Here is a 21,077-nt window from a genome sequence, read left to right as displayed (position 1 = left end):
CCCGGAATGCACAAGACCCGGTTCGCGGTGCGAACCGGGTCTTGCGAGGAGAATGACGGCGCCCAGGGGCCGGCTTACTTGCTGTCGTAATCCGGGATGGACGGGAACTGGTCCGGATCCACCTTGCCGTTGCGGATGTAGTTGTTCTGCCGCTGGCGGTACAGGGACCGCATGGTGGCGTAATAGTCCACGCTGTTGCGCTTCATGTCGTCCAGGACGTCCAGGTACTGCGCGCGCAGGTCGACCGCGTACACACCGGCGCGGGTGTAGCTGGCCCAGTCGTCATGGGTGTTGCTCAGGTACCGCGACACCGGGTCGCCATAGGCCTCGACACCGAAGCCGACGGCGTCGCGCAGGGTGCTGGACCCCAGGAACGGCAACACCAGGTAGAAGCCCTCGGGCACGCCCCAGACGGCCAGGGTCTGGTCGAAGCTCTCATACTCGTAGGTCAGCCCGTGATCGCCCGCCACGTCGATCAGCCCGCCCAGCCCGATGGTCGAGTTGATCAGGAAGCGTTCGGTCGCGACGCTGGCGCCGTCCCAGTCGCCTTGCAGCAGCTTGTTGGCCAGCGTCAGGGGGGAGCGCAGGTTCCACAGCACGTTGCGGATGCCCGTCTGCGCGAAGTCCGGCACCACGGTGCGGTAGACCTTGGCGGCGGGGCGCAGCAGCACCGTGTCCACGCCCTCGTTGAACCAGAAGATGGCGCGGTTCATCCCCTCCAGCGGGTCGTTGGCGTCCTCCTCCTGCGCGGCGGCGATGGCGGCGCGCGCCTCGGCCGTCTTGGCCTCGGCCACCTCCGTGCGGGTCTCGCCGCCGCCGGCATCGGCCGCCGGCGCGGTGGGCTGGCTGGCGTCCGCCGCCGTCGTTTCCTGCGCGCGGCTGGTGGCCGGCAGCAGCAGGGGCAGCGCCAGCAGGCCCGCCAGGGCGGCGGCCTTCAGGCCCGGCCGGCGGGGCCGCGCGGTCCGGGGGGCGGCCAACGGGGCGATCAGAGGGGTGGACGGAGCAGTGGTGGAACCGGGACGCAGCATCGGGGGGATGCCTCCAGCAACGGGATAGGAAAGGCCGGAACCGGCCGGGGGTGGGATGCCGTCTGGCCTGGGCACGCGGGCCCATGCTCCATACGGATGGAACGGCCAGAACCTGTCATGCCGTCCAAACTCAACCATAACGGGGCGCCGGCCAGGCCCAAATGGGAAAATTTGCGGCCCCGTTGCCGCTTGCGCATGGCGGCTTTGTCATTTGGGGGGCGTTGTAAAAGTGTTGTTTACCAACGGGGCAGCGCCAACCATGCTGGGCGCCGGTGGGTTTCACGGCCCAGGCTGCGACAGTTTGCGCGGCCAGGGGGCGTAAAAGAGCCGATTACGCGGCTGTGCCGGGCGGAAAGAGCCACCACGCCGCACCGTTGAGACCGCGCGCTTCGCGCAACATAAAGGGACACTCGATGCATCGCCATCCCGCGCCGCGCCATCACCTCCTTCGTCCGGCTCTGCTCGGCGTCCTGGCGCTGACGGCGGCGTGCTCCAGCCATAAGACCTTCTACAACGTCACCACGCCGCTGGGGCAGACCTTGGGTCGCACCCCGTCGGAGGATGCGGCCAAGGTGGCCTTGCGCGCCTGGTTCATCCGCGTGGACAGCAACCAGGATGGCAAGCTGTCGCGTGAGGAATTCCAGGCGGAGGCCGACGCGGTGTTCGCCCATTACGACCTGAACGGCGACGGCGCCCTGAACGTGACCGAACTGGAGAAGGTGCGCCAGGCCGACCGCATGGCCATGATGGGCCAGGACGGCCGGCCGCCGCGGGGCGGGCTTGGTGGCGGACCTGACGGCAATCCGCAAGGCGCAGGCCCGGATGGAACGCCGCCCGAGGGCGGCCCAGGCGGCATGGGGGCCCCTGGTGGCAGGGGCGGCGGCATGGGGGGTGGCCGGGGCGGGGTCGACCCCATCATGGCCGCCGACACCAACCTGGATTTCCGGGTGACCCGGGAAGAGTTCCGCGCCTATGCCCAGGCCCTGTTCGAGGTCATCGATGCCAACCACGATGGCCAGTTGACGCTGGAGGAGATCGAGAAGGTCGACCTGACGGTGCAGGAGCCAGGCGGCGGCGGCCGGGGTGGCCCCGGCGGCGGCATGGGCGGCGGTGGCATGGGCGGTGGCCGTCACGGCGGTGGCGGCATGGGGGGTGGCGGCATGGGCGGCGGTCCCGGCGGTATGTGACCGTCCCGCGTCAGCCGATGAAGGCGGTCGAAATCGGCCGCCGGAATCGGTTAAGGTCCCTTCCGACAAGGCTTTGCCCCATCACGCCCCTGGCCGCTACCCGTGCGCCCCTGGGTGGTCAGCCCCTCGGAAGGATGCTCATGGACCGGTGGATCGAAAGCGTGCTGTTCGCCAGCCGCTGGCTGCTTGCCCCCCTTTACATTGGCCTGGTGGTGGCCCTGCTGCTGCCGCTCGCCGGCTTCGTCCATGAGCTGTGGCTGCTGGTCAACCACCTGCTCACCGCCACCTCGCATGAGATCATCCTGGGCCTGCTGTCGCTGATCGACCTGTCGCTGATCGCCAACCTGGCGCTGATGGTGATCTTCGCCGGCTATGAGAACTTCGTTTCCAAGATCAGCGTCGCCAGCCACGCCGACCGCCTGGAATGGATGGGCGAGGTCGACTTCGGCGGCCTGAAGCTGCGCCTCATCGCCTCCATCGTCGCCATCTCCGGCATCCAGTTGCTGCGCGCTTTCATGAGCGTCGGCGACTACAGCGACCGCGACCTGATGTGGTCGACCCTCATCCATGTGGTCTTCGTGATGTCCGGCGTGCTGCTGGCCCTGATGGACTATCTGACGGCCAAGGCCCACAAGCTGGAGCATTGAGAGGGGGAGGGGCGCGGCATGCCCCTCACGCTGCCCGCCCTTCCGCGTGCCGCGTCCGGAGTGCCGTCACCACCTGCTGGATGACGGGCGCCCAGTCGCCCTGCCTCTCCTGACGGAACAGGCGGGTGGCGGGATACCAGGGGGTGTCCTGGCTATCCAGGCGCCAGCGCCAGTCGGGCGCGAACGGCAGCAGCAGCCACACCGGCCGGCCCAGCGCCCCCGCCAGATGGGCCACCGCCGTATCGACCGTGATCACCAGGTCCAGCGCCGCCAGCAGCGCCGCCGTGTCGGTAAAGCCGTCCAGCGCGATGTCGGCCATGCCCAGCGCCGCCAGCGTTTCCTCATCCCCCTGCCGCCGATCCGTCTGCACGGGCCAGAGCGCCATGTCGGACATGGCGGCCAAGGGGCTGGCCAGGTCGGCGAGAGGGATGCTGCGCAGCCGGTCGGCCCGGTGCGCCGGGTTCCCCGACCACGCCAGGCCGACGTTGAGCGTCCCAGCGGTCACCCTGCCGCGCCAGGCGCGCACCCGGTCGGGGTCCGCCGCCAGGTAGGGCGCCGGTGCGGTCAGGTCCTCGGCCGTTCGCACCCCCAAGACCGCCGGCAGGCTCATCAGCGGCACATGCATGTCGAAGGCGGGCAGGGGCCGCCCCCGCGCCGTCACCTCCATCACCGACACTCCCGTCAGGCCGCTGCGCAGCAGGGCCAGCAGCGGCGGCTGTACCTCCAGCACCACGCGTCCGGCCTTGGCGTCACCGGCCGGCAGGCGCGCCAGGAAGCGGGCGAACTGCAGGGTGTCGCCCAGCCCCTGCTCGGCATGCACCAGCAGGGTGCGGCCTGTGAGATCCTCCCCCTGCCATTCCGGCACGGTGAATCCCCGGTCGACCAGATCCTCCACCCCGCCGCGCCAGCGCCAGCCATAGGCGGGCCAGCCCCGGGTGTCGTCGCCGGCCAGCAGCCAGGCCAGCGCCTGGTTGAAGCGTACCACGCCATTGTCCGGCGCCAGGTCGGCGGCCCGTGCATGAACGGCCAACGCCTCGTCGATCTTTCCCTGCTCCGCCAGGGCCTGTCCCAGGTTGGACAGATAGGTCGCGTCCGCCGGGGCCAGGGCGACGGCCCGGCGGTAGCTCTCCACCGCCGCTGCGCCCTGTCCCGCCAGTTGCAGCGCTGTGCCCAGATTGACATGGACGTTGGCGGCGTCGGGCGCAAGCGCCGCGGCCCGCCGGTGCAGGGCCAACGCCTGCTCAAGCTGCCCCTCCGCCTGCAGGACCAGGCCCAGGTTGGTCAGGGCGTCCGGCCACTCGGGATGCAGATGCAGGGCGCGGCCATAGGCGGCCTTGGCCTCCGCCCGCCGCGCCTGGTCGGTCAGGACGTTGCCGAGGCCCAGGAAGGCCGCGGCGTTGTCGGCGTCGCGGCGGATGGCGTCGGCATAGGCCGCCAGGGCGGCGGCCTTGTCGCCCGCCGCCTCCAGGGCCATGCCCAGCGTGACGCGGATATCGGCGTTGCCGGGGGCCAGCGCCGCCGCCATGCGGAAGGCGGCGATGGCTCCGGCCAGCTCGCCCATGCCCTGGCGCGACAGGCCCAGGCGCAGGTGGGCGTCGGCGTCGCCCGGCTGCAGGAACAGGATGCGCTGATAGGCGATGACGCTGTCGGCCAGGTGCCCCAGGGCATGGAAGGCGTCACCCAGGGCGCGCAGCGCCGCGACGTTGCCCGGCTGGGCCGCCGCCACGCCGGACAGCATCTCTGCCCCCTCCACCAGCCGTCCGGTTCGGCAGAGGATGACGCCCAGCAGGTGCAGCACGGCTGTTTCATTGGGCAAGCGACGCAGGATGACCCGGCATAGCCGTTCCGCCTCATCCAGGCGCCCGGCGCGGTCATGATGCTGCGCCTGCCCGAACAGGGCCGCCAGCTCCGGCGATACCATCAACCGTTCCTTGGATACCGCCGTCATGTCGCTGCCCCCAATTCCCCCGATGCCTGCAGTGTGGCGGGAAAGGGGGTTCGCCACCACCGGCCGGGCGGCGCCTACCCCTTGCGGAAATACCGCGCCAGCTTTGGCGTCCTCATCCGTGTAGCTAAAATTGAATCTATTTTCGCCGGCGGGGCCGGGGCGGTGCTCCGGTTGGGCGGCAGTGGTGGGGGCGGCGATGCTGAGCAGTCTGGCGATCTCCGGAGCCGGGGTGGAGTCCTTCGACTTCCGCTTCTCCAGCGGCGTGCTCACCCCCAACGACATCCTGGACAGCGCCACCACCCCGCCGGGGCGATATGTGTGGGAGGTGGCGCGCCGCACCCTGGCTGCCTGCCCGGACGCCGATGCCGTGGTGGTCGCCAACCCCATCCTGCCCATTCGCGGCAGCCGGTTGGTCAAGCTGGCGCTGGCCGGCGGGCCCTTGCCCTGCCCGGCGGTGCTGACGGACGAGGGTACCTTCCCCATCGCCTACATCCTGCCGCGCCGGCTGCTGGAGGAGGGGTTGGGGCGCTTCCTCTGCCTGCTGTCGGTCAGCCGCTCCGCCGCCGATGCCCAATTGCTGTCGCGCCTGACGGGGGGCGGCTTCGTGCCCCGGCGGCCCACCCCTCTGCGCGCCATCGGCACCCTGCCGGAAAGCACGCCCCAGGGCTATGTCCTGGGCGACAACCTGGAGGCCTGGCTGGTCCAGTGCGTCAACGCCGTCACCCTGATGCGCAAGCGCGACGATTGGCGGGACCTGCCGTTCGCCGCCCACCATCCCGGCCACGCCGGCGACGTGCTGTTCTTCAGCCTGGCCTCCCGCCTGGTCGGGGATGAGCACCTGGCCTTTCAAAGCCAGGTGGTGTGCCGCGCCTACCTGGACATCTTCCACGATTGCGGCAACCGGCTGGCGCCCATCGTGCTGGACATCCCGCCGGCCCCCCGCAACACCGACGTGGGCGATGGGCAGTATTTCATCGACAGCCTGGCCCACCTGCCGCCCGGCGTGGCGGAGGAGACCTTCATCGTCTTCTCCCGCTATTCCAAGGCCTACGCCAAGTCGCCTTTCAACCTGATCGACCATGCGCGGTTCAGCCTGGGCGACCCGGTGGCCACCTTTGCCGATACGCTTTATGGGCGCCCGCCCCCGCTCCCCCATCATACCGCCGCCAGTCAGGCGGCCCCTTTGGCGCCGGGCGCGCCGCTGAAGGTGCTGATGCAACTGACTGGCGGGTGGGACCTCAAGACCTATCCGGCCAAGGAGCGCCGCGTGCTGATCCGCGCCCTGACCGATTTGGGCTGCGCCGTGACGGTCATCGACCTGCCCGACGCCGCCGCCGATGGCGCAACGGTCGTCACGGCCGGCAGCACGGTGGCGCTGAAAGCCCTGCTGGCCGACCATCACGTCTTCCTCAGCGTCGACAGTTTCCCCCTGCATTTCGCCAGCCAGGTTCTGGGCCATCCCACGGTGGCCATCTTCGGCTGCACGGCGCCCGGCAATTCCGACGCGCCCCGGCGCGCCGGCTATCGCCTGCCCGCACCCGCCTTGCCCTGTGGCCCCTGCGGCTGTCTGGACTATTGCCCCGTGCTGATGATCCGGGAATGCACCAACCAGCCGCGCCCCGCGCAGCTGGTGGCCGCCATCCTGGACGTGGCAGCGGAAGTTTACGGCGCCGGGACCGGCGTGGCGCCGGGCCTGGGCGACGCCGCGTAGACGGGGGAGGGGACCGATGCTGGGCGGTATCGCGATCACCGGTGGACGACTGGAGGCCTTCGACTTCCGCTTCTCCATGGGCCCGCTGTCGCCGGAGGAATTGCTGGACAGCGCGACCTCACCCCCCGGCCGTTATGTGTGGGAGGTGGCGCGCCGCACCCTCGCGCGCGTGCCTGGGGCCGACGCGGTGGTGGTCAGCAACCCCCTGCTGGCCTCACGCGGGGCCCGGCTGGCCGACCTGCTGCAAGGGGGCGACACGCTGCGCTGCCCGGCGGTGCTGACGGATGCCGAAACCTTCCCCGTCGCCTACGTCCTGCCGCGCGCCCTGTTCGACCAGGGGCTGGGCCGCTTCCTCTGCCTGCTTTCCGCCAACCGGGCGGCGACGGACGCGCAACTGCTGTCGCAACTGACGGGGCAGATCGTCCCCCGGCGTCAGACGCCGCTGAAGCCCCTGGCGCCCCTGCCGAAGATCACCGCGCAGGGCTATATCCTGGGCGACAATCTGGCGGCCTGGCAGGCGCAGTGCGCCGACGCCGTACGGCTGATCCGGTCGCGGGCGGATTGGCGCGACCTGCCCTTCGCCGCCCATCATCCGGGCCATGCCGGCGATGTGCTGTTCTTCAGCCTGGCGTCGCGCCTAGTGCCGCCGGAGCGCCTGGCCTTCCGCGCCCAGGTGGTGTGCCGCACCTACCTGGACATCTTCCGGGACTGCGGCAACCGGCTGGACCCCATCGTGCTGGACATCCCGCCCGTCAGCCGCACGGGCAACGTCTCGGATGGGCGCTATTACCTGGACAGCCTGGCGCGTATCGATCCCCAGGTGCGGGCCGGCACCTTCATGGTCTATTGCCGCTTCTCCAAATCCTATTCCCGGACGCCCTTCAACCTGCTGGACCAGGCGCGCTTCGCCCTGGGCGACCCGGTGGCGACCCTGGATGACACGCTGTATGGCTGGGCGGCGGCGGCCCGGCTTCCCCTGGGGCACAGCCGTTGCGCCCGGCCCCCGGCCCCCTTGCGTGTGCTGATGCAGCTGTCGGGCGGCTGGCCGTTGAAGGCCTATCCGGCGCGTCCCGCCCGGGTGCTGGTCCAGGCGTTGGCGCGGCTGGGCTGTGCCGTCACCGTGCTGGACGCGCCGGCGGATCTGGTGGCGGCGGGCGCCACCCCGGCCACGGCGGGCAGCACCGACCGATTGGCCGCCCTGATCCGCGACCATCACGTCGTCCTCAGCGTCGACAGTTTCCCCCTGCATTTCGCCAGCCAGGTGCTGGGCCATCCCACGGTGGCGGTGTTCGGTCCCACCTTCCCCGGCAATTCCGACGCGCCCAGACGCTTGGGCTATCGTGTTCCGCCGCCGGCGCTGCCCTGTGGCCCCTGCGGCGGCTACAAGGCCTGCCCCCTGGATGAGGGGCCGGAGTGCCACAATCATCCCCCACCCGCCGACCTGGTCGCGGCCATCCTGGAGGTGGCGGCGGAGGCGTACGGCGGCGCCGTTCTGCAAAGAGGAGACGCGGCATGATCCCGCCCCTGAGCTTGCTCGTCCTGGCCTTCTTCGACGCCCGTTTCCAGTCCGGCCCCCTGGGTCAGGCCTGCGGCGGCGGCGACCCCTGGGCGCGGGCCCTCGACGCCTATCCCGCCCGCCGCCACCACAGCCCCCTGTTGCAGCCGGGCAAGGCGCTGGGCCGCTATGACCTGGCTGATGCCGCCAGCGCCGGCCGGGTGGTGGCGGTGGCGCGCGCCACGGGCATCGGCGGCTTCGTCCTGGACTGCCACCGTGTCGGCGACCAGTACCTGACCGGCGCGGAGTGCCTGGATGCCTGGTGCGACGACGATTTCGGCCTGGCCTTCCGTTGGACCCCGCCGGCGGGCCCGGCGACGGCGGCGGACGTCGCCGCCCTCATGGCGGCCATCACGGGGTTCAGCACGCTGCTGGCCGATGGGCGCCAGGTTCTGGTGGTGAATGAACCCTACCGCCTGCCCGATCCTGCGGGCACGGTGGCCTTGCTGCGCCAGGCGGCCGATGCCGCTGGCCTGCGCGGCCTTTATCTGGTCGCCACGGCGGCGGAGGCGCGCGGCGGGCTGCTGGACGCCGGCTTCGACGCCCTGCTGGACCCCGGCCCGGCGCAGTGGCGCTCCTGCAAGCCGGCGGAGCTGCTGAACGGCTACACGTTCTTGCAGGCGGAGGCGGGGCAGGCCGATGGCGGCATGTTCGACGACACCATCATGACCTATGCCCATTTCGTGAACAGCCGCATGGTGGACCGGCCCTCCCGCGGCAAGGTCTTGCCCCGCGTGGTGCTGGACTATGCCGACTGGCCCGACCATCCCCAGGGCGGCGCCACCCTGCTGGCCAGCACGTCCCCCACCCTGTACCGCCGCTTCCTGGCCGGGGCCCTGACCTATGTGGCCCAGCATTTCCCGGAGGACGAGCGGCTGGTCTTCATCGACAGCTGGAACCATTGGCGCCAGCGCAGCCAGATCGAACCCACCACCCAGTTCGGCAGCACCGTGCTGGATGAGACCGCCAACGGCATCCGCCAGGGCGGCTATGTCGCCCTGACCCGCGTGGGCGAGCCCACCCCCGGCCGGTCACCCGGGGTGGATTACGACGCCATCGCGGCGCTGTGCCGTCAAATTGAGGATGAACTGTCACTCTCCGCGTGAAAAAGCGCCGGTGAAGAAGTCGAGCAAGCCGAAGGGGGCGCTGTCGCCCAGGCAGAGGTCCAGGATGTGGTGTGCGCCGGCCGCCGCTGCGTGGCTGCGCGGGAACAGGGCGGCCTCATAGGTGGCCAGGGCCGCCTCGACATCGCCCGGGTTTGCCACGATGGCCTGCGCCAGTTCCGCGCCGTCCAGCATGGCCAGGTTGGCGCCTTCCCCGGCTGGTGGAGCCAGGTGGGCGGCGTCACCCAGGAGCGTCACGCCTGGCACACGGTTCCAGCGGTGATCGCTGGGCAAGGTGTGGAGCAGGCGTGGGACCGGTGGGGTGTCGCTGTGGGTGATCAGCGTCGTGAGAGCCGGGGCCCAGCCTGCGAACTCGGCGGCGATGCGGGCCTTGGCGGCGGCGGCGTTGCCAAAGTCGATGGCGGCGATCCACTCGGCCGGTCGCCTCAGGCCGATATAGGCGTGCAAGGTGCCGCCGGGCTCACGGTGGGCGAAGATGCCCCGGCCCGGCGTCAGCGCGAACATCCCACCACCGCCCACCGCCTGGGCCGTCGCCGGATATCGCGCGTCGGCGTCGAACAGGTAGGTGTCGATGAAGGTGGCCCCGACATAGGCGGGCGTGGCGTCCAACAGCAGCGGCCGCACCTTGGACCAGGCGCCGTCGGCCCCGACCAGCAGATCGGTGGTCACGGTCGACCCGTCCGTGAAGGTCAGCGCGTGCCGGCCGTCGCCTAGGCCCTTGGCGTTCGCCAGCTTCCGGCCCCACCGGATGGTTCCCGCCGGCAGGCCGTCCAGCAGGATGCGCCGCAGTTCCCCCCGCAGCACCTCGGGCCGGCCGCCCGTGCCGTCGTCCGGCTGGTCCAACAGCACCCGGCACTGCGGGTCCAACACCCGTGACGCTTCCCCGCCCAGGTGGATCAGGGCGCGGAATTGGTCGAACAGGCCGGCGGCCTTCAGCGCCATCTGCCCATCCCGTTCATGGATGTCCAGCATGCCGCCCTGGGTGCGGGCGCCGGCCGACGCCTCCGCCTCATAGACGATCGCGGGGATGCCGTTGAGGTGCAGGGCGCGGGCGAGGACCAGGCCGCCCAGGCCGGCGCCGACGATGGTGACGGATGGCGTCATCATGCTTCCTTCAGGGGAGGGCACTTGAATGGAACGACGTTCCATAAATATCAATTGGAACGACGTTCCATGAATGTCAAGCTGGAACCATGACCAAGCGGACCGAGCGGCGCGCGGATGCGCTTTCCAAGGAAAAGATCGTGGCGGCGGCCATCCTCCTCCTGGATGCGGAGGGGGAAGGGGGCCTCACCTTCCGGGCCCTGGCCAGCCGCCTGGCGACGGGCAGCGGTGCGATTTACTGGCACGTCGCCGATAAGGGGGAGTTGCTGGCGGCGGCGACCGACCATGTCGTCACGCGGGCCATGTCCGCGATTGAGGCCGGCGGGGCGGACCCGCGTGACGCGATCCGGACCATCGCCCTGGGCATGTTCGATACCATTGACGCGCACCCTTGGGTGGGCGCCCAGTTTTCCCGTGCGCCGTGGCAGCCGGCGATGCTGCGGGTTTTTGAGGCCATTGGCGCGCGGTTGTGGCAGCTCGGCGTGCCGGAAGGGGCCCGGTTCAACGCCTGGTCGACGCTGGTGACCTATATCTTCGGCGCCGCCGGGCAGAACGCGGCCAATGCCCGTCTGCAGGCGCCGGGGACGGATCGATCGGCGGCGCTGGCCGACATCGCCGGGGGGTGGTCGCGGCTGGATGCGGCCGAATACCCCTTCCTGCGTCAGGTGGCGCCGCAGTTGGCGGCGCACGATGACCGTGACCAATTCCTGGCCGGTGTCGACCTCATCCTGGCGGGGATCGGAACGGTACTATAGGGGCGGCCCCGCCGGCATGAAACCGGCGGGGACCGAAGGAACCTCAGGGCGTGTGATAAATCTCAGCGCCCTGGGCCAGGAAGGCCTCCGACATCTCGGCCATGCCCTTCTCGGCTTCCACGAAGCTTCCCTCCACGCCGGCCAGGTCGCGCACCTCCTGGCTGATTTTCATGGAGCAGAACTTCGGCCCGCACATGCTGCAGAAGTGCGCCAGCTTGGCGCCGTCGGCGGGCAAGGTCTGGTCGTGGAACTTCTCCGCCGTTTCCGGGTCCAGCGACAGGTTGAACTGGTCGCGCCAGCGGAACTCGAACCGGGCGCGGCTGAGCGCGTCGTCGCGTAGGCGGGCGGCGGGGTGTCCCTTGGCCAGGTCCGCCGCGTGCGCCGCGATCTTGTAGGTGACGACACCCACCTTCACGTCGTCGCGGTCGGGCAGGCCCAGATGCTCCTTGGGCGTGACGTAGCAGAGCATGGCGGTGCCGAACCAGCCGATCTGCGCCGCACCGATGGCGCTGGTGATGTGGTCATAGCCCGGCGCGATGTCGGTGGTGAGCGGCCCCAGCGTGTAGAACGGCGCCTCGCCGCACCACTTCAGCTGCAGGTCCATGTTCTCCTTGATCTTGTGCATGGGCACATGGCCCGGGCCCTCGATCATCACCTGCACGTCGTGCTTCCAGGCGATCTGCGTCAGCTCGCCCAGGGTCTTCAGCTCGGCGAACTGGGCGGCGTCGTTGGCATCGGCGATGCTGCCGGGCCGCAGGCCGTCACCCAGGGAGAAGGCCACGTCATAGGCCTTCATGATCTCGCAGATTTCCTCAAAGCGGGTGTAGAGGAAATTCTCCTTGTGATGCGCCAGGCACCACTTGGCCATGATGGACCCGCCGCGCGAGACGATGCCGGTGACGCGCTTGGCCGTCAGCGGAATGTGGGCCAGGCGCACGCCGGCATGGATGGTGAAATAGTCCACGCCCTGCTCGCACTGCTCGATCAGGGTGTCGCGGAACACCTCCCACGTCAGGTCCTCGGCCTTGCCGTTCACCTTCTCCAGCGCCTGGTAGATGGGCACGGTGCCGATGGGCACGGGGCTGTTGCGGATGATCCATTCGCGGATGGTGTGGATGTTGCGGCCGGTGGACAGGTCCATGACCGTGTCCGCACCCCAGCGGATGGACCACACCAGCTTGTCCACCTCTTCCGCCACCGATGAGGTGACGGCGGAATTGCCGATGTTGGCGTTGATCTTGACCAGGAAGTTGCGGCCGATGGCCATCGGCTCCGATTCCGGGTGGTTGATGTTGTTGGGGATGATGGCGCGGCCGCGCGCGATCTCATCCCGCACGAATTCCGGCGTCACGAAGTCCGGGATGGATGCCCCGAAGCTCTCGCCGTCACGCTCCAACTGCTCCTTCAACGCCTGGCGGCCCAGGTTCTCGCGGATGGCGACGTATTCCATCTCCGGCGTCACGATGCCGGCGCGGGCGTAGGCCAGCTGGGTGACGGCCTTTCTTTCCTTGGCGCGCAGGGGCAGGCGGCCGCCGCGGTCGAACACCGGCACGGGGCTGCTCTCGCCCTCCTTCAGGCCGTTGTCCACCGCCTTGATGGCGCGGCCGTCATAGCGCTCCACATCGCCCCGGGCCTCAACCCAGGGGCGGCGCAGCTCCGCCAGGCCCAGGCGGATGTCGGTGGTCACGGCCGGGTCGGTATAGGGGCCGGACGGGTCATAGACGCGCACCGGCGGCTCATTGGCGCTGGGGCTCAGGTCGATCTCGCGCATGGCCACGCGCAGGTCGGGGTGCAGGGTGCCCGGGATGTGGACCTTGCGGGAGGCGGGCAGGGGCCCGGTGGTGACGGCGAAGCCGTCGCTTCCCGGAATCGCGGCCGGGGTCAGGGTATCGGGCATAGGGTCGTGCTCCTCCGTAGTCCGGCGCCCTTGGCTCTCTGGCCGTTGATGCGTCCGGCACGTCACATGTCGCCAACCCGGGGCAACGACGATGGGGAGGGAGGAAGACGGCCGCTTGCGGTTCGCGGCCTACAGGGCGGATGCGCGTGTGGTCCCTATTGGCGGGCAGATACGCGAAGGCCCCTGTTCCCATCCCTACGCCGGTACGATCCGGATCAGGTTCAAAGGGTCCCCGCGTCTCTCCGCAGATCTCAGCGCCCTCCGGCGCACCCCTGGAACGAAGGCCGCACTGTGCGCGCCCTGGGGCACGGGTGTCAATGGGTGGGAAAATGGGGCGGTGGGGGAATGGTTGGGGCTGCTGTGGTGCTTGCAGTCCTGCGAAATGAGTAATGCAATCGCCCAAGGGGCATGACAGTGTGCGCGCATGGGGAATATGGGGCGCCTGATAATGAATAGGGTTTTGTCCATTCTTTTGTTGGTCGTTCTGGCGGCGTGTGCCGCACGGCCGGACCATACGACGCTTCGTCCGTATAAGGATGTGCCCTCCCTCAAGCCAGGCACGGGCGCCGTTGTCCTGGGGCTGACGGCGCAAAACTTCGGCATGGCGTTGGGCAACAGTCGTAGCGGTGAAGTCCTGATGCACTTCGCCCCCCTGTTGCCGCCCCAGGGAGGCAAGGAGTTCTTGGGCAGCGAGCATTATGAGGCGCAGTTCCTATGCTCGATCTTCGATGAACAGGTTTGCCGGAGCACCGGCGGAGTCCGCGTCTTCCTGTTACCGCCGGGTCGCTATGCCATCGCTGGCGTTGCCGCCTTCGGCGTCAACAGTGATTCGGACAGAAGCATCAATTTCTTCGAAATGGCCACGTATCCGTGGATCAAGGTGATCTACACGCCCAATAAGGCGGTGGTGGGTCGGGAGTATTCCAAGGAAAGCTTCGCCAATGGGGATACCCCAACCTTCACGGTGGAGGAGGGCAAGGTGACTTATATCGGCAGCATGGTCATGGATTTCGCGCAGCCCTATGAGATGCGGTATTGGATGGCGGCGGACAACAGCGCGGTGGCTGAATTGCTGGCATCCCCCGACGTCTCGGCGCGCGCCCTCATTCGGGCGCCGATCTGGGGCGGTCTCTCGGACGAGAAGGTCGCCCGGACGACCAAGGGCCTTTATTGAGAGGGGGGTGGCGACCATGCGCTTATACGTTCTGCTCAGCTTGGCGGTGGCGCTGGTGGGCGCCTGCGCGCCGGCGCCGCGCTACGGCCTTATGGAACCGGGAAAGGCCTTGCCGCTGGAAGGGCTGGAGGGTGCCGTGGTCGCGGGGATCGGCACGGAAAACGACGGCTTGTCCGGTGGTCTGCAGGAGCGGTTGACCTTCTTTCCGATTAGTGCCGGTTTCGGGTTTGGCGCAAGCCTGGGATCGCCCATCAGCACAATGGTAAGCTGTGGCGGCGTCTTTCATCCCTGCCAGCCCGGCGTCCGCTATGTGTTGATGCGGCTGCCGCCGGGAACCTATGCCCTGGGCGTCGTGTCCCGATTCAATGAGATGTACCCGCTGATCCATTTCTCTTCGATTTCAACGGTCGGCTCCGCGTCCATGGGGCAGGTCAACTTCCCAAGCGCGGGGCAGATCAGTAAGGACACGCCGCTATTCCGGGTGCGCGGGGGAGAGGTCAGTTACATCGGGACCTTCGTCATCACGCCTTCCGGCGATGGCCCCAAGGTCGAGGCAATGACCCTGAACCGCGCCAGCAATGAACAGGAGGCGCGGCAGTTCCTCGCCAAGACCGGGCTGGCCGACCGTATGGTCGCCCAGCCTTGGGTCACCAACGACCCGCACCTGCCGAAGCTGTATTACGCCAACGGCGGCCGTTGATCGGAACCATGAGCGGACAAAAGGTCAGGGGCAACGACAATGGGGAGGAGAGATTGGGCGCTGCGGTCGCGGCCTTTCCCCATCCCTATGCCGGTACGATCGGGATCAGGTTCAAAGGGTCCCCGCGTCTCTCCGCGAATCTCAGCACCCTTCGGCGTACCCCTGGAACGAAGGCCGCACTGAGCGCGCCCTGGGGCACGGGTGTCAATGGGTGGGAAAATGGGGCGGTGGGGGAATGATGGTCCCGGCCACGCGGTCAGGGCTGCGGCGTGACCTTAACCGCAGGCGCGCCTGTGCGCTTCAGGGCGATGACGTAGCCGGCGACGGGCTTCAGCGTGTCACCTACACTGCGCCAGGCACCCAAGATGTAGGTCGTATCCTCCCGCCAACCCAAGGTAGCATGGGAGAGGCGCAGGGTAAGGGGCTCGCCGGGGCCTTGCCATGTGAGCAGCGGGGCTTCGGTGACGAACAGCGGCCAACTGGCTTGCGCCATGTCCGGCACAAGTTCCAGGGTTCCCGTCGGCGGCAGGCCACCGGCGACAACGCCAGGCAGGGCGGGGAAGGTTTTATGTGCCCCTTGTTTGCTGGCGTCTTTGCTCCAGCCGCTCTTCTCCACCATCGCGGCCCAGCCGGCCAGCTGGCCCTTCAGGGCAGCGCATAGGGCGGTGTCGGCCGCGCATCCGCCCTCGGTTACCTCATAGGTTGTTCTGTACTCGGCTGCCACCTCGCAACTGTCGGTCCAGGCGCCGTTTACCAGGCTGCGGGTGCGCAAGGTGGCGGCGGTGATTTGGTTCTCACTCACGATGAAGGCGGCGGTGCCTGTGGCGCCCGTGCTGATCTCGCCCGCCGTGGCACTGGTGGATAAGGCCCCGGCGTTCAGACAATAGCTGCTTTCGTAGGCCTGTTCCGGTGGGGGCAGGGGCGCCACGGCGTCCGGACCGTTCAGCTTGAACCAATCGAAGTCCTGGCAACTCATGGAACCACCCACGGTCGACAGTACCATGTAGGCGGGGGGCGTGCCGAAGCGGTGTAGGTCGATCTGGCCGCTGGTGATCTTGTTCAGGTATGGGGCCAGGCGGCGGTTCCAGACGGGGGTCAGCTCCTGGTTGTCGGTGGTGGCATGCACCAGGCCGGCCTTGATCGCCTGGTCGCTCAGGTTGTCCCCCGGCGGGGCACCATCGGGCATGCGCGCAGCGCCCAGGGTGGCGGCTACCCGCTGGCAAAAAGGGGCGAAGGGCGTGCCGTCCGCCAGAACGGATAGGGCGGCTCTGCGGAAGGGCAGGGTCTTCCCCAGGCAGTCCTGTGTTTCCTTGCGCACCCAGTCTTCTGGCAAGGGCGGATTGGAGGTCTTGTCGCAGCTCTGGTCGCGGTAGGCCAGCCAGCGGCGCTGCTCCGCCCGGACGGCACCCGCATCCGGGCCGGCCTTGGCTAGCGCCTGCTTGTAGAGCTGCGCGATATTGGCATCCAGTGCCGCCAGCGTCGGGTCGGCGCAGATGGCTTTCTCCGTCACCGTCTTGGCGTCGGCGCAGTTGAAGCTGGGTCCAATGGTGGCTTGGGCCTGAGCGCCACTGGCGCACAGCAACAGGGGAAGGATGGCGAGCGAACGGCGAAGATAGGACACGGGGCAGGCGATCCAGATGGTTGAAGCGGTGTCGGGAAGGGTATCGGCTAAGCCTAACGCTTGGTGGCCTTTGATAGGGTCACGGTGGCCTTCACCATGGGCGCGCCGATAGCCTGAGGGCTCATGATGAAGGCGGCGGCAGGCACCCATTGCCCATCCCGTTGCCGCCAGGCGCCGACCAGGATGTTGTCCAGTTCTTGCTCATGGGGGCCCACCAGTGGGCTGACATCCACCCTCAACTCTTCCCTGGGGCCATGCCAGAGCCAATTAGCGCCCCCCTCTTCTTCCGTGTTGGTCCAGTCCTTCAGGGCTGGGAATGCCTTCAGAAGGTCTGGGCCGCCTTCATCAATAGGCTTGTCCCCCAGTTCCGGATACCGGTAACCCGTGCCTGGACCCTTGAGGTCGGGTTCCGGTCCGCCACGGATGTGTGCCCATTCGGCGAGGCGGGACTTGAAGGCCTGGCAGGTCGTCTCGTCGGCTTCACAGGTACCGACGGTGACCACATATCGCTGTTCGTATGACACGTCGATGTCGCAGGCGTCGTTCCACTGCGCCCCGTTCGTTTCGCGGATGCTGACGGTGCCGGGCGCCCACGTGATCAAGGCAGGCCGGCTGCTGGGGGTGCCGACGGTGTCCATCATGTCGAAGCCGACATCGTCGCCGCAGAAGCCGTCGTCCATTCCGTCCGGATTCGGTAGGGCCTGGAACTTTCCGTCGCTGCCCAGCTGGAAGGCCACGAAGTTCCAGCACGACTGCCAAGACGCCCCGGAAACAGGGACTTTAACCAGGGCGTAGCGGTCGCTGACTATGATGGGAAGGTCATCCACATCTCGGTTGGTACTGTCCTGAATGTCGCTTGCCGCCTTGGTCAGTTGCTCGGCCAAGGCCGGCGCCAGGGAAGTGCCCGGCGCGGATTGCGAAAAGAGACCTGATTGGAACAGCAAGTCCTTGGGTCCGCCACGGGCGGGTTCGCCATCGGATCCGCGCAGCACCCGTAGAGTTTCGGCCGCGCGCTGGCACAGCGGCAAGGGCTTGACCTGATCTTTCAATACCATCAGCGCCGCTCGCCGAAAGGCTAGGCGATCGGCCAAAAGTTTCATGGAGGCGCCATCCGACGGCGCCTTGTCGCGCGCTTTCCCCGGGACCGGGAACAAGCCGTCGCGGCCCTGCAGCCAGCGCCGCTGCTCGACCTTCAGGGAGTCGGCTGACGGCCCGGCCTTGGCCATGGCCTCCTTGTAGAGGGTGGCGATGTCACTATCCAGCGCCGCCAGCTTCGGATCCGCACAGATGGCCTTCTCCGTGGCGTTGGCCGCCGCCGCGCAGTCAAAGCTGGGGCCGGCCGCCGCCTGCGCGAGGCCGGAGAGGAACAGGGCGGTGGTGCTCAAGAAAGGCAGGCGACTCATAGTGGCAGGCAACCGGCGGTGGAGGGTGTCGCCAGAATTAAGCATCCCCGCCAGGAACGCCATAGGATGTTGGTGGCGGATGTCAGGGCCGGGGCGCCATCGTCACCGCCGGCACCCCCACCCGCACTTGGTTGATGGTGTAGGCGGCCACCGGAACCAGTGTCCCACCCTCCCGCCGCCAGGCGCCCAGAATCATGGGGCCGGGGCGCCAGTTCAGCATGCCGGGGGACAGGCGCAGGACCAGGGGGCCGCCGGGGCTGTGCCACGCCAGCGGCGGCGCCTCCTCCTCGAAATTGGGCAGGCCGGTGTAGGTCCAGCCCTTCACGCGCGGAATGGTCAGGAAGGCGGGGACGAAGGGGCCGGTGTAGGGGGCCAGGCCGTCCAGGGCGGGATAGTCGGGGCGGCCCGGCGGATGGTCGGCGCCGATGGACCAGGGGCTGGCGGCCAGGGCGGTGGCCCAGCGCGGTGCCGCCTCGGTCAGCGCCTTGCAGGTCGCGGCGTCGGCGGCGCAGCGGCCGTCGCCCAGGCGGAATTCGGTCTGGTAGGTCGCCTCGATGCGGCAGGCCGCGCCCCAGCGGTCGCGGTGCACTTGGTGGATGCGAACCTCGGCCCGGGTGGGGCGGGCCCTGGGGCGGCTGGGCCCGGAATCCTGGGCGAAGAAAACCGGGACGCCGGCGGCGTCCAGGCCGAAGCCGGCGCTTTCCGACCAGCAATAGGCCGGCTTGTCCGCCGGGCGCGCCTCGGGCGGCGGCAGGGCGGGGCCACCATTGCCGGCGGTGTCCAGCCAATGGACGCTGAAGCTGGTGCAGGACGCGGCATCGTCCAGCGCCGTCACCGCCACATGGGCGCGGCCGAAGGGCACCACGGCCATCTGGTCGCCGGCGTCCTGCGTCGCCTCCGGCGGCAGCCGGTCGCGCCACGCCTGGGTCAGTTCCTGCTCTGGCGCCGGGGTCAGCAGGCCGGCGCCGATCAACTGCTCATCCAGGTCGCCCACGGGCGGGCCGCCATCCAGCCCGCGCGCGTCGGCCAGGGTGGCGGCGGCGCGCTCGCAGAAGGGCTGGTCCGGTTTGGCCGCCCGCACCGCCAGTGCGGCGCGGCGCAAGGGTAGGGCGCGGGCCAGGCAGGTGCGCGCCCGTTCGTCATCCGCCGGGGTCAGGTCGCCGCACAGCCGGTCGCGCGTCGCCAGCCAGCGCGCCTGCTCGGCGATCACGGCCGCCGCGTGCGCCCCCGCCTTGGCCACCGCCAGCCGGTACAGGCGCGCGATCTCCGCATCCTCGGCCCGCAGCGCCGGGTTGGCGCAGATCATGCGGTCCGTGGGCTTGCCCGCCGTGGCGCAGGGGGTGGCCGACAAGGCTGGCGGCGCCAGCAGGAGGGCGGCGGCAATGGCGGGCAGAACACGGTGTCGGATCACGGGACGGGGTTAACCTGCGTCGTCGGCGGGGTCGACAAGATCAGGCATAACGCCCGCGATTGCCACAGGATCGTTGGCTTGGCCGTCCTACCGCTTCGCCAGATAGTCGACGATGGCCGGCACGTCGGCGGCGTCGATGGGCGCCTTGTAGGTCTGGATCATCTTGTTGACGATTTCCGCCCACTTTTCCCGTGGGAAGGGGGGCTGCCTCAACACCATGCCCGCCGAATGGCAGGTCAGGCAGTTGTTGTTGATGGCCGCCGCGTCGGCGCCGGGAAACTCCCGGTCCGATTCCGGTAGGTCCACGGTCACGGACCGCAGGGTGACGCCGCCGGCCCCCGTGACCGTCGTGACGTCGGATACGGCGAGGGCGGGCGTGGCAAGGCCGGCGGCGGCGATGGCCAGAAGAATCCAGGCGCGGGTCATGGTGCGACCTCCTCCGTCAGGCGGCCGTCAACGTGGTCGTCTCGACCACGTTGCGCATGAAGCCGTTGGGGTTCCAGTTGGCCTCCAGGGGTTGGGCCTCCCCGGCGGTGTTGGTGCAGCGGACCATCAGCCGCACCGGGCCCGTGGCCGGGCCGGCGGCGGTGAGGTGCCATTGGCGGAAGCTGTAGCGCCCCTGGTCACGGTCCAGGTTCGCCCGGCGCCAGGTGGCGCCGCCATCGGCCGACACCTCCACCGCCGCCACCCCCTGGTCACCGCCGAAGGCCAGGCCGCGCAGGGCCAGGGGCTTGCCCGCCGCCACCCGAGCGCCGTCCACCAGATTGGTGATGAAGGAACGCGGCACCATGCGGTTGATGGGAACCTGGGCGTAGCCCGTTTCCCCCGGCGTCACCGACGCGTGCGGCGTGTCCGGGATGCGGTAGGCGACCTTGGTCCAGTACTGGTCGTCGGTGCTGGCCAGCACCTCGATATCGCACAGCATCTTGACCCAGTAGGTGGAATACCAGCCCGGCACCACCAGCCGTAGGGGGAAGCCGTTCAGCAGGGGCAATTGTTCGCCGTTCATCTGGAAGGCGATCATGACCTCGCCATCCCGGGCGTGGTCGATGGCCAGGGACTTGGCGAAGGCGGGGGCGTCGGGCACCACCGGCTCATCCAACCCCCGGGCGCGGATGGCCACGGCGCCGGCCTTGACGCCGGCCCGGTCCAGCACGGCCTTCAGCGGCACGCCCACCCAGCGGGCGTTGCCCATGGCCCCATGCCGCCATTGCGCCCCGGCGACGCGGGGGGTGAACAGGCTGCGCGAATTGCCGGAGCATTGGTTGACCGCCGCGTATTCGATGCGCGGCATGGCCAGCAGTTCAGCCAGCCCCAGGGTCAGGGGGCGGTCCACATGGCCGTGCACCGTCAGCGTGAAGCTGGCCACATCCACCTGCTCGGGAATGCCCGCCCAGTGCCAGCGCACGAAGAACCGGTCGTTGGGGGTGAAGACGCCCTGGTCGAACACCTCGAACGGCGTTTCCAGCAGGGGCGGGCGGGTCCGCTGCAGGATCATCCGCCCCTTTTGCGGGAAGGCGGAGGTGAAGACGGTGTCATCCGTCTCATGGGCCAGGGCGCCCAGCGCACCCCCGGAGGCCGGCAGCGCCCCAAGGGCCGCCGCGCCCGCGATGAATCCCCGTCTGCCGATCATGGGGAACCGATAGCCGTGGCCCATGGTCCCGACCTCCTCAATTGGGTGGCGCCATTGCCGGAACCATCGGTGCCGGCCTGGATACTGCCTCCATTGAGACGGAGAACAACCGATCTATCTAACGCTCAATTTGCGTTGTACCGTTCGGTTCAACAGAGCAATCTGCTGTGGACCGAGGC

17 protein-coding genes and 1 riboswitch are annotated in these 21,077 nt (G+C 69.0%); of the genes, 8 read left to right on the top strand and 9 right to left on the bottom strand.

The features are described 5' to 3' along the window. Window positions 1-74: 74 nt before the first annotated feature. Window positions 75-1,028, bottom strand: coding sequence for an MlaA family lipoprotein (locus FBZ90_RS11155; protein ID WP_246130326.1), 954 nt, complete (start codon window positions 1,026-1,028; stop codon window positions 75-77). Window positions 1,029-1,441: 413 nt separating this feature from the next. Here FBZ90_RS11155 and FBZ90_RS11150 point away from each other — a divergent pair, with 413 nt between their 5' ends. Next, window positions 1,442-2,215 carry an EF-hand domain-containing protein gene (locus FBZ90_RS11150; RefSeq protein WP_145732098.1) on the top strand — a complete coding sequence of 258 codons (774 nt, stop codon included), beginning with the start codon at window positions 1,442-1,444 and terminating at the stop codon, window positions 2,213-2,215. A gap of 140 nt (window positions 2,216-2,355) precedes the next feature. After that, the gene (locus tag FBZ90_RS11145; protein ID WP_145732096.1) at window positions 2,356-2,862 is read left to right on the top strand and encodes a TIGR00645 family protein; all 507 of its coding nucleotides are present in this window, start codon (window positions 2,356-2,358) and stop codon (window positions 2,860-2,862) included. 25 nt (window positions 2,863-2,887) lie between these two features. Here the strand turns inward: FBZ90_RS11145 and FBZ90_RS11140 are convergent, their stop codons facing one another. Further along, on the bottom strand, window positions 2,888-4,810 hold the full coding sequence (locus FBZ90_RS11140) for a tetratricopeptide repeat protein (protein WP_186455743.1): 1,923 nt from the start codon (window positions 4,808-4,810) through the stop codon (window positions 2,888-2,890). A 196-nt stretch (window positions 4,811-5,006) separates the two neighbouring features. Here FBZ90_RS11140 and FBZ90_RS11135 point away from each other — a divergent pair, with 196 nt between their 5' ends. Genes FBZ90_RS11135 through FBZ90_RS11125 form a run of 3 tightly spaced genes read left to right on the top strand, consistent with a single transcriptional unit; the run spans window position 5,007 to window position 9,182 of the window. Continuing rightward, window positions 5,007-6,521, top strand: a complete 1,515-nt coding sequence (locus FBZ90_RS11135) for a glycosyltransferase family 9 protein (protein WP_145732091.1) — start codon at window positions 5,007-5,009, stop codon at window positions 6,519-6,521. Between the two features lie 16 nt (window positions 6,522-6,537). Continuing rightward, the gene (locus tag FBZ90_RS11130) at window positions 6,538-8,037 is read left to right on the top strand and encodes a glycosyltransferase family 9 protein (protein WP_145732089.1); all 1,500 of its coding nucleotides are present in this window, start codon (window positions 6,538-6,540) and stop codon (window positions 8,035-8,037) included. After that, the gene (locus FBZ90_RS11125; protein WP_145732087.1) at window positions 8,034-9,182 is read left to right on the top strand and encodes a glycoside hydrolase family 99-like domain-containing protein; all 1,149 of its coding nucleotides are present in this window, start codon (window positions 8,034-8,036) and stop codon (window positions 9,180-9,182) included. The genes FBZ90_RS11130 and FBZ90_RS11125 overlap by 4 nt, the downstream gene beginning before the upstream one ends. Here FBZ90_RS11125 and FBZ90_RS11120 read toward each other — a convergent pair. Further along, a complete protein-coding gene (locus tag FBZ90_RS11120) occupies window positions 9,168-10,307 on the bottom strand; it encodes an FAD-dependent oxidoreductase (RefSeq protein ID WP_211101995.1) in 1,140 nt (379 codons plus the stop codon). The two genes, FBZ90_RS11125 and FBZ90_RS11120, sit on opposite strands and share 15 nt — an antisense overlap. Before the next feature lie 86 nt (window positions 10,308-10,393). Here FBZ90_RS11120 and FBZ90_RS11115 point away from each other — a divergent pair, with 86 nt between their 5' ends. Next, entirely contained in the window at window positions 10,394-11,059 is a 666-nt protein-coding gene (locus FBZ90_RS11115; RefSeq protein WP_145732085.1) for a TetR/AcrR family transcriptional regulator, read from the top strand. 43 nt (window positions 11,060-11,102) lie between these two features. On the opposite strand, the gene thiC is transcribed toward FBZ90_RS11115, so the two are convergent. After that, complete coding sequence (gene thiC, locus FBZ90_RS11110) at window positions 11,103-12,956, bottom strand: phosphomethylpyrimidine synthase ThiC (RefSeq protein ID WP_246130324.1); 1,854 nt, start codon at window positions 12,954-12,956, stop codon at window positions 11,103-11,105. A 173-nt stretch (window positions 12,957-13,129) separates the two neighbouring features. Then, window positions 13,130-13,240, bottom strand: a riboswitch (TPP riboswitch). Window positions 13,241-13,416: 176 nt separating this feature from the next. On the opposite strand from thiC, the gene FBZ90_RS11105 reads away from it, so the two are divergent. Both FBZ90_RS11105 and FBZ90_RS11100 read left to right on the top strand, forming a co-directional pair. Continuing rightward, window positions 13,417-14,130 (top strand): hypothetical protein, encoded by a 714-nt coding sequence (locus FBZ90_RS11105; RefSeq protein ID WP_145732083.1) that lies wholly within the window; start codon window positions 13,417-13,419, stop codon window positions 14,128-14,130. 7 nt (window positions 14,131-14,137) lie between these two features. Then, entirely contained in the window at window positions 14,138-14,830 is a 693-nt protein-coding gene (locus tag FBZ90_RS11100; protein ID WP_145732081.1) for a hypothetical protein, read from the top strand. 256 nt (window positions 14,831-15,086) lie between these two features. On the opposite strand, the gene FBZ90_RS11095 is transcribed toward FBZ90_RS11100, so the two are convergent. The 5 genes from FBZ90_RS11095 to FBZ90_RS11075 all read right to left on the bottom strand — a co-directional run bounded on the left by FBZ90_RS11095 (window position 15,087) and on the right by FBZ90_RS11075 (window position 20,922). After that, window positions 15,087-16,451 (bottom strand): lysozyme inhibitor LprI family protein, encoded by a 1,365-nt coding sequence (locus FBZ90_RS11095; RefSeq protein ID WP_186455742.1) that lies wholly within the window; start codon window positions 16,449-16,451, stop codon window positions 15,087-15,089. 53 nt (window positions 16,452-16,504) lie between these two features. After that, on the bottom strand, window positions 16,505-17,836 hold the full coding sequence (locus FBZ90_RS11090; RefSeq protein ID WP_186455741.1) for a lysozyme inhibitor LprI family protein: 1,332 nt from the start codon (window positions 17,834-17,836) through the stop codon (window positions 16,505-16,507). Between the two features lie 100 nt (window positions 17,837-17,936). Beyond that, entirely contained in the window at window positions 17,937-19,265 is a 1,329-nt protein-coding gene (locus FBZ90_RS11085) for a lysozyme inhibitor LprI family protein (protein ID WP_145732076.1), read from the bottom strand. 87 nt (window positions 19,266-19,352) lie between these two features. After that, on the bottom strand, window positions 19,353-19,691 hold the full coding sequence (locus tag FBZ90_RS11080; RefSeq protein WP_145732074.1) for a c-type cytochrome: 339 nt from the start codon (window positions 19,689-19,691) through the stop codon (window positions 19,353-19,355). A 16-nt stretch (window positions 19,692-19,707) separates the two neighbouring features. Next, complete coding sequence (locus tag FBZ90_RS11075; RefSeq protein WP_145732072.1) at window positions 19,708-20,922, bottom strand: molybdopterin-dependent oxidoreductase; 1,215 nt, start codon at window positions 20,920-20,922, stop codon at window positions 19,708-19,710. Window positions 20,923-21,077: the final 155 nt, after the last annotated feature.

The organism is Nitrospirillum pindoramense, from assembly GCF_007827955.1.
Classification (GTDB): Bacteria; Pseudomonadota; Alphaproteobacteria; order Azospirillales; family Azospirillaceae; genus Nitrospirillum; species Nitrospirillum amazonense_B.
This window is presented reverse-complemented; position numbering and strand designations above follow the sequence as displayed.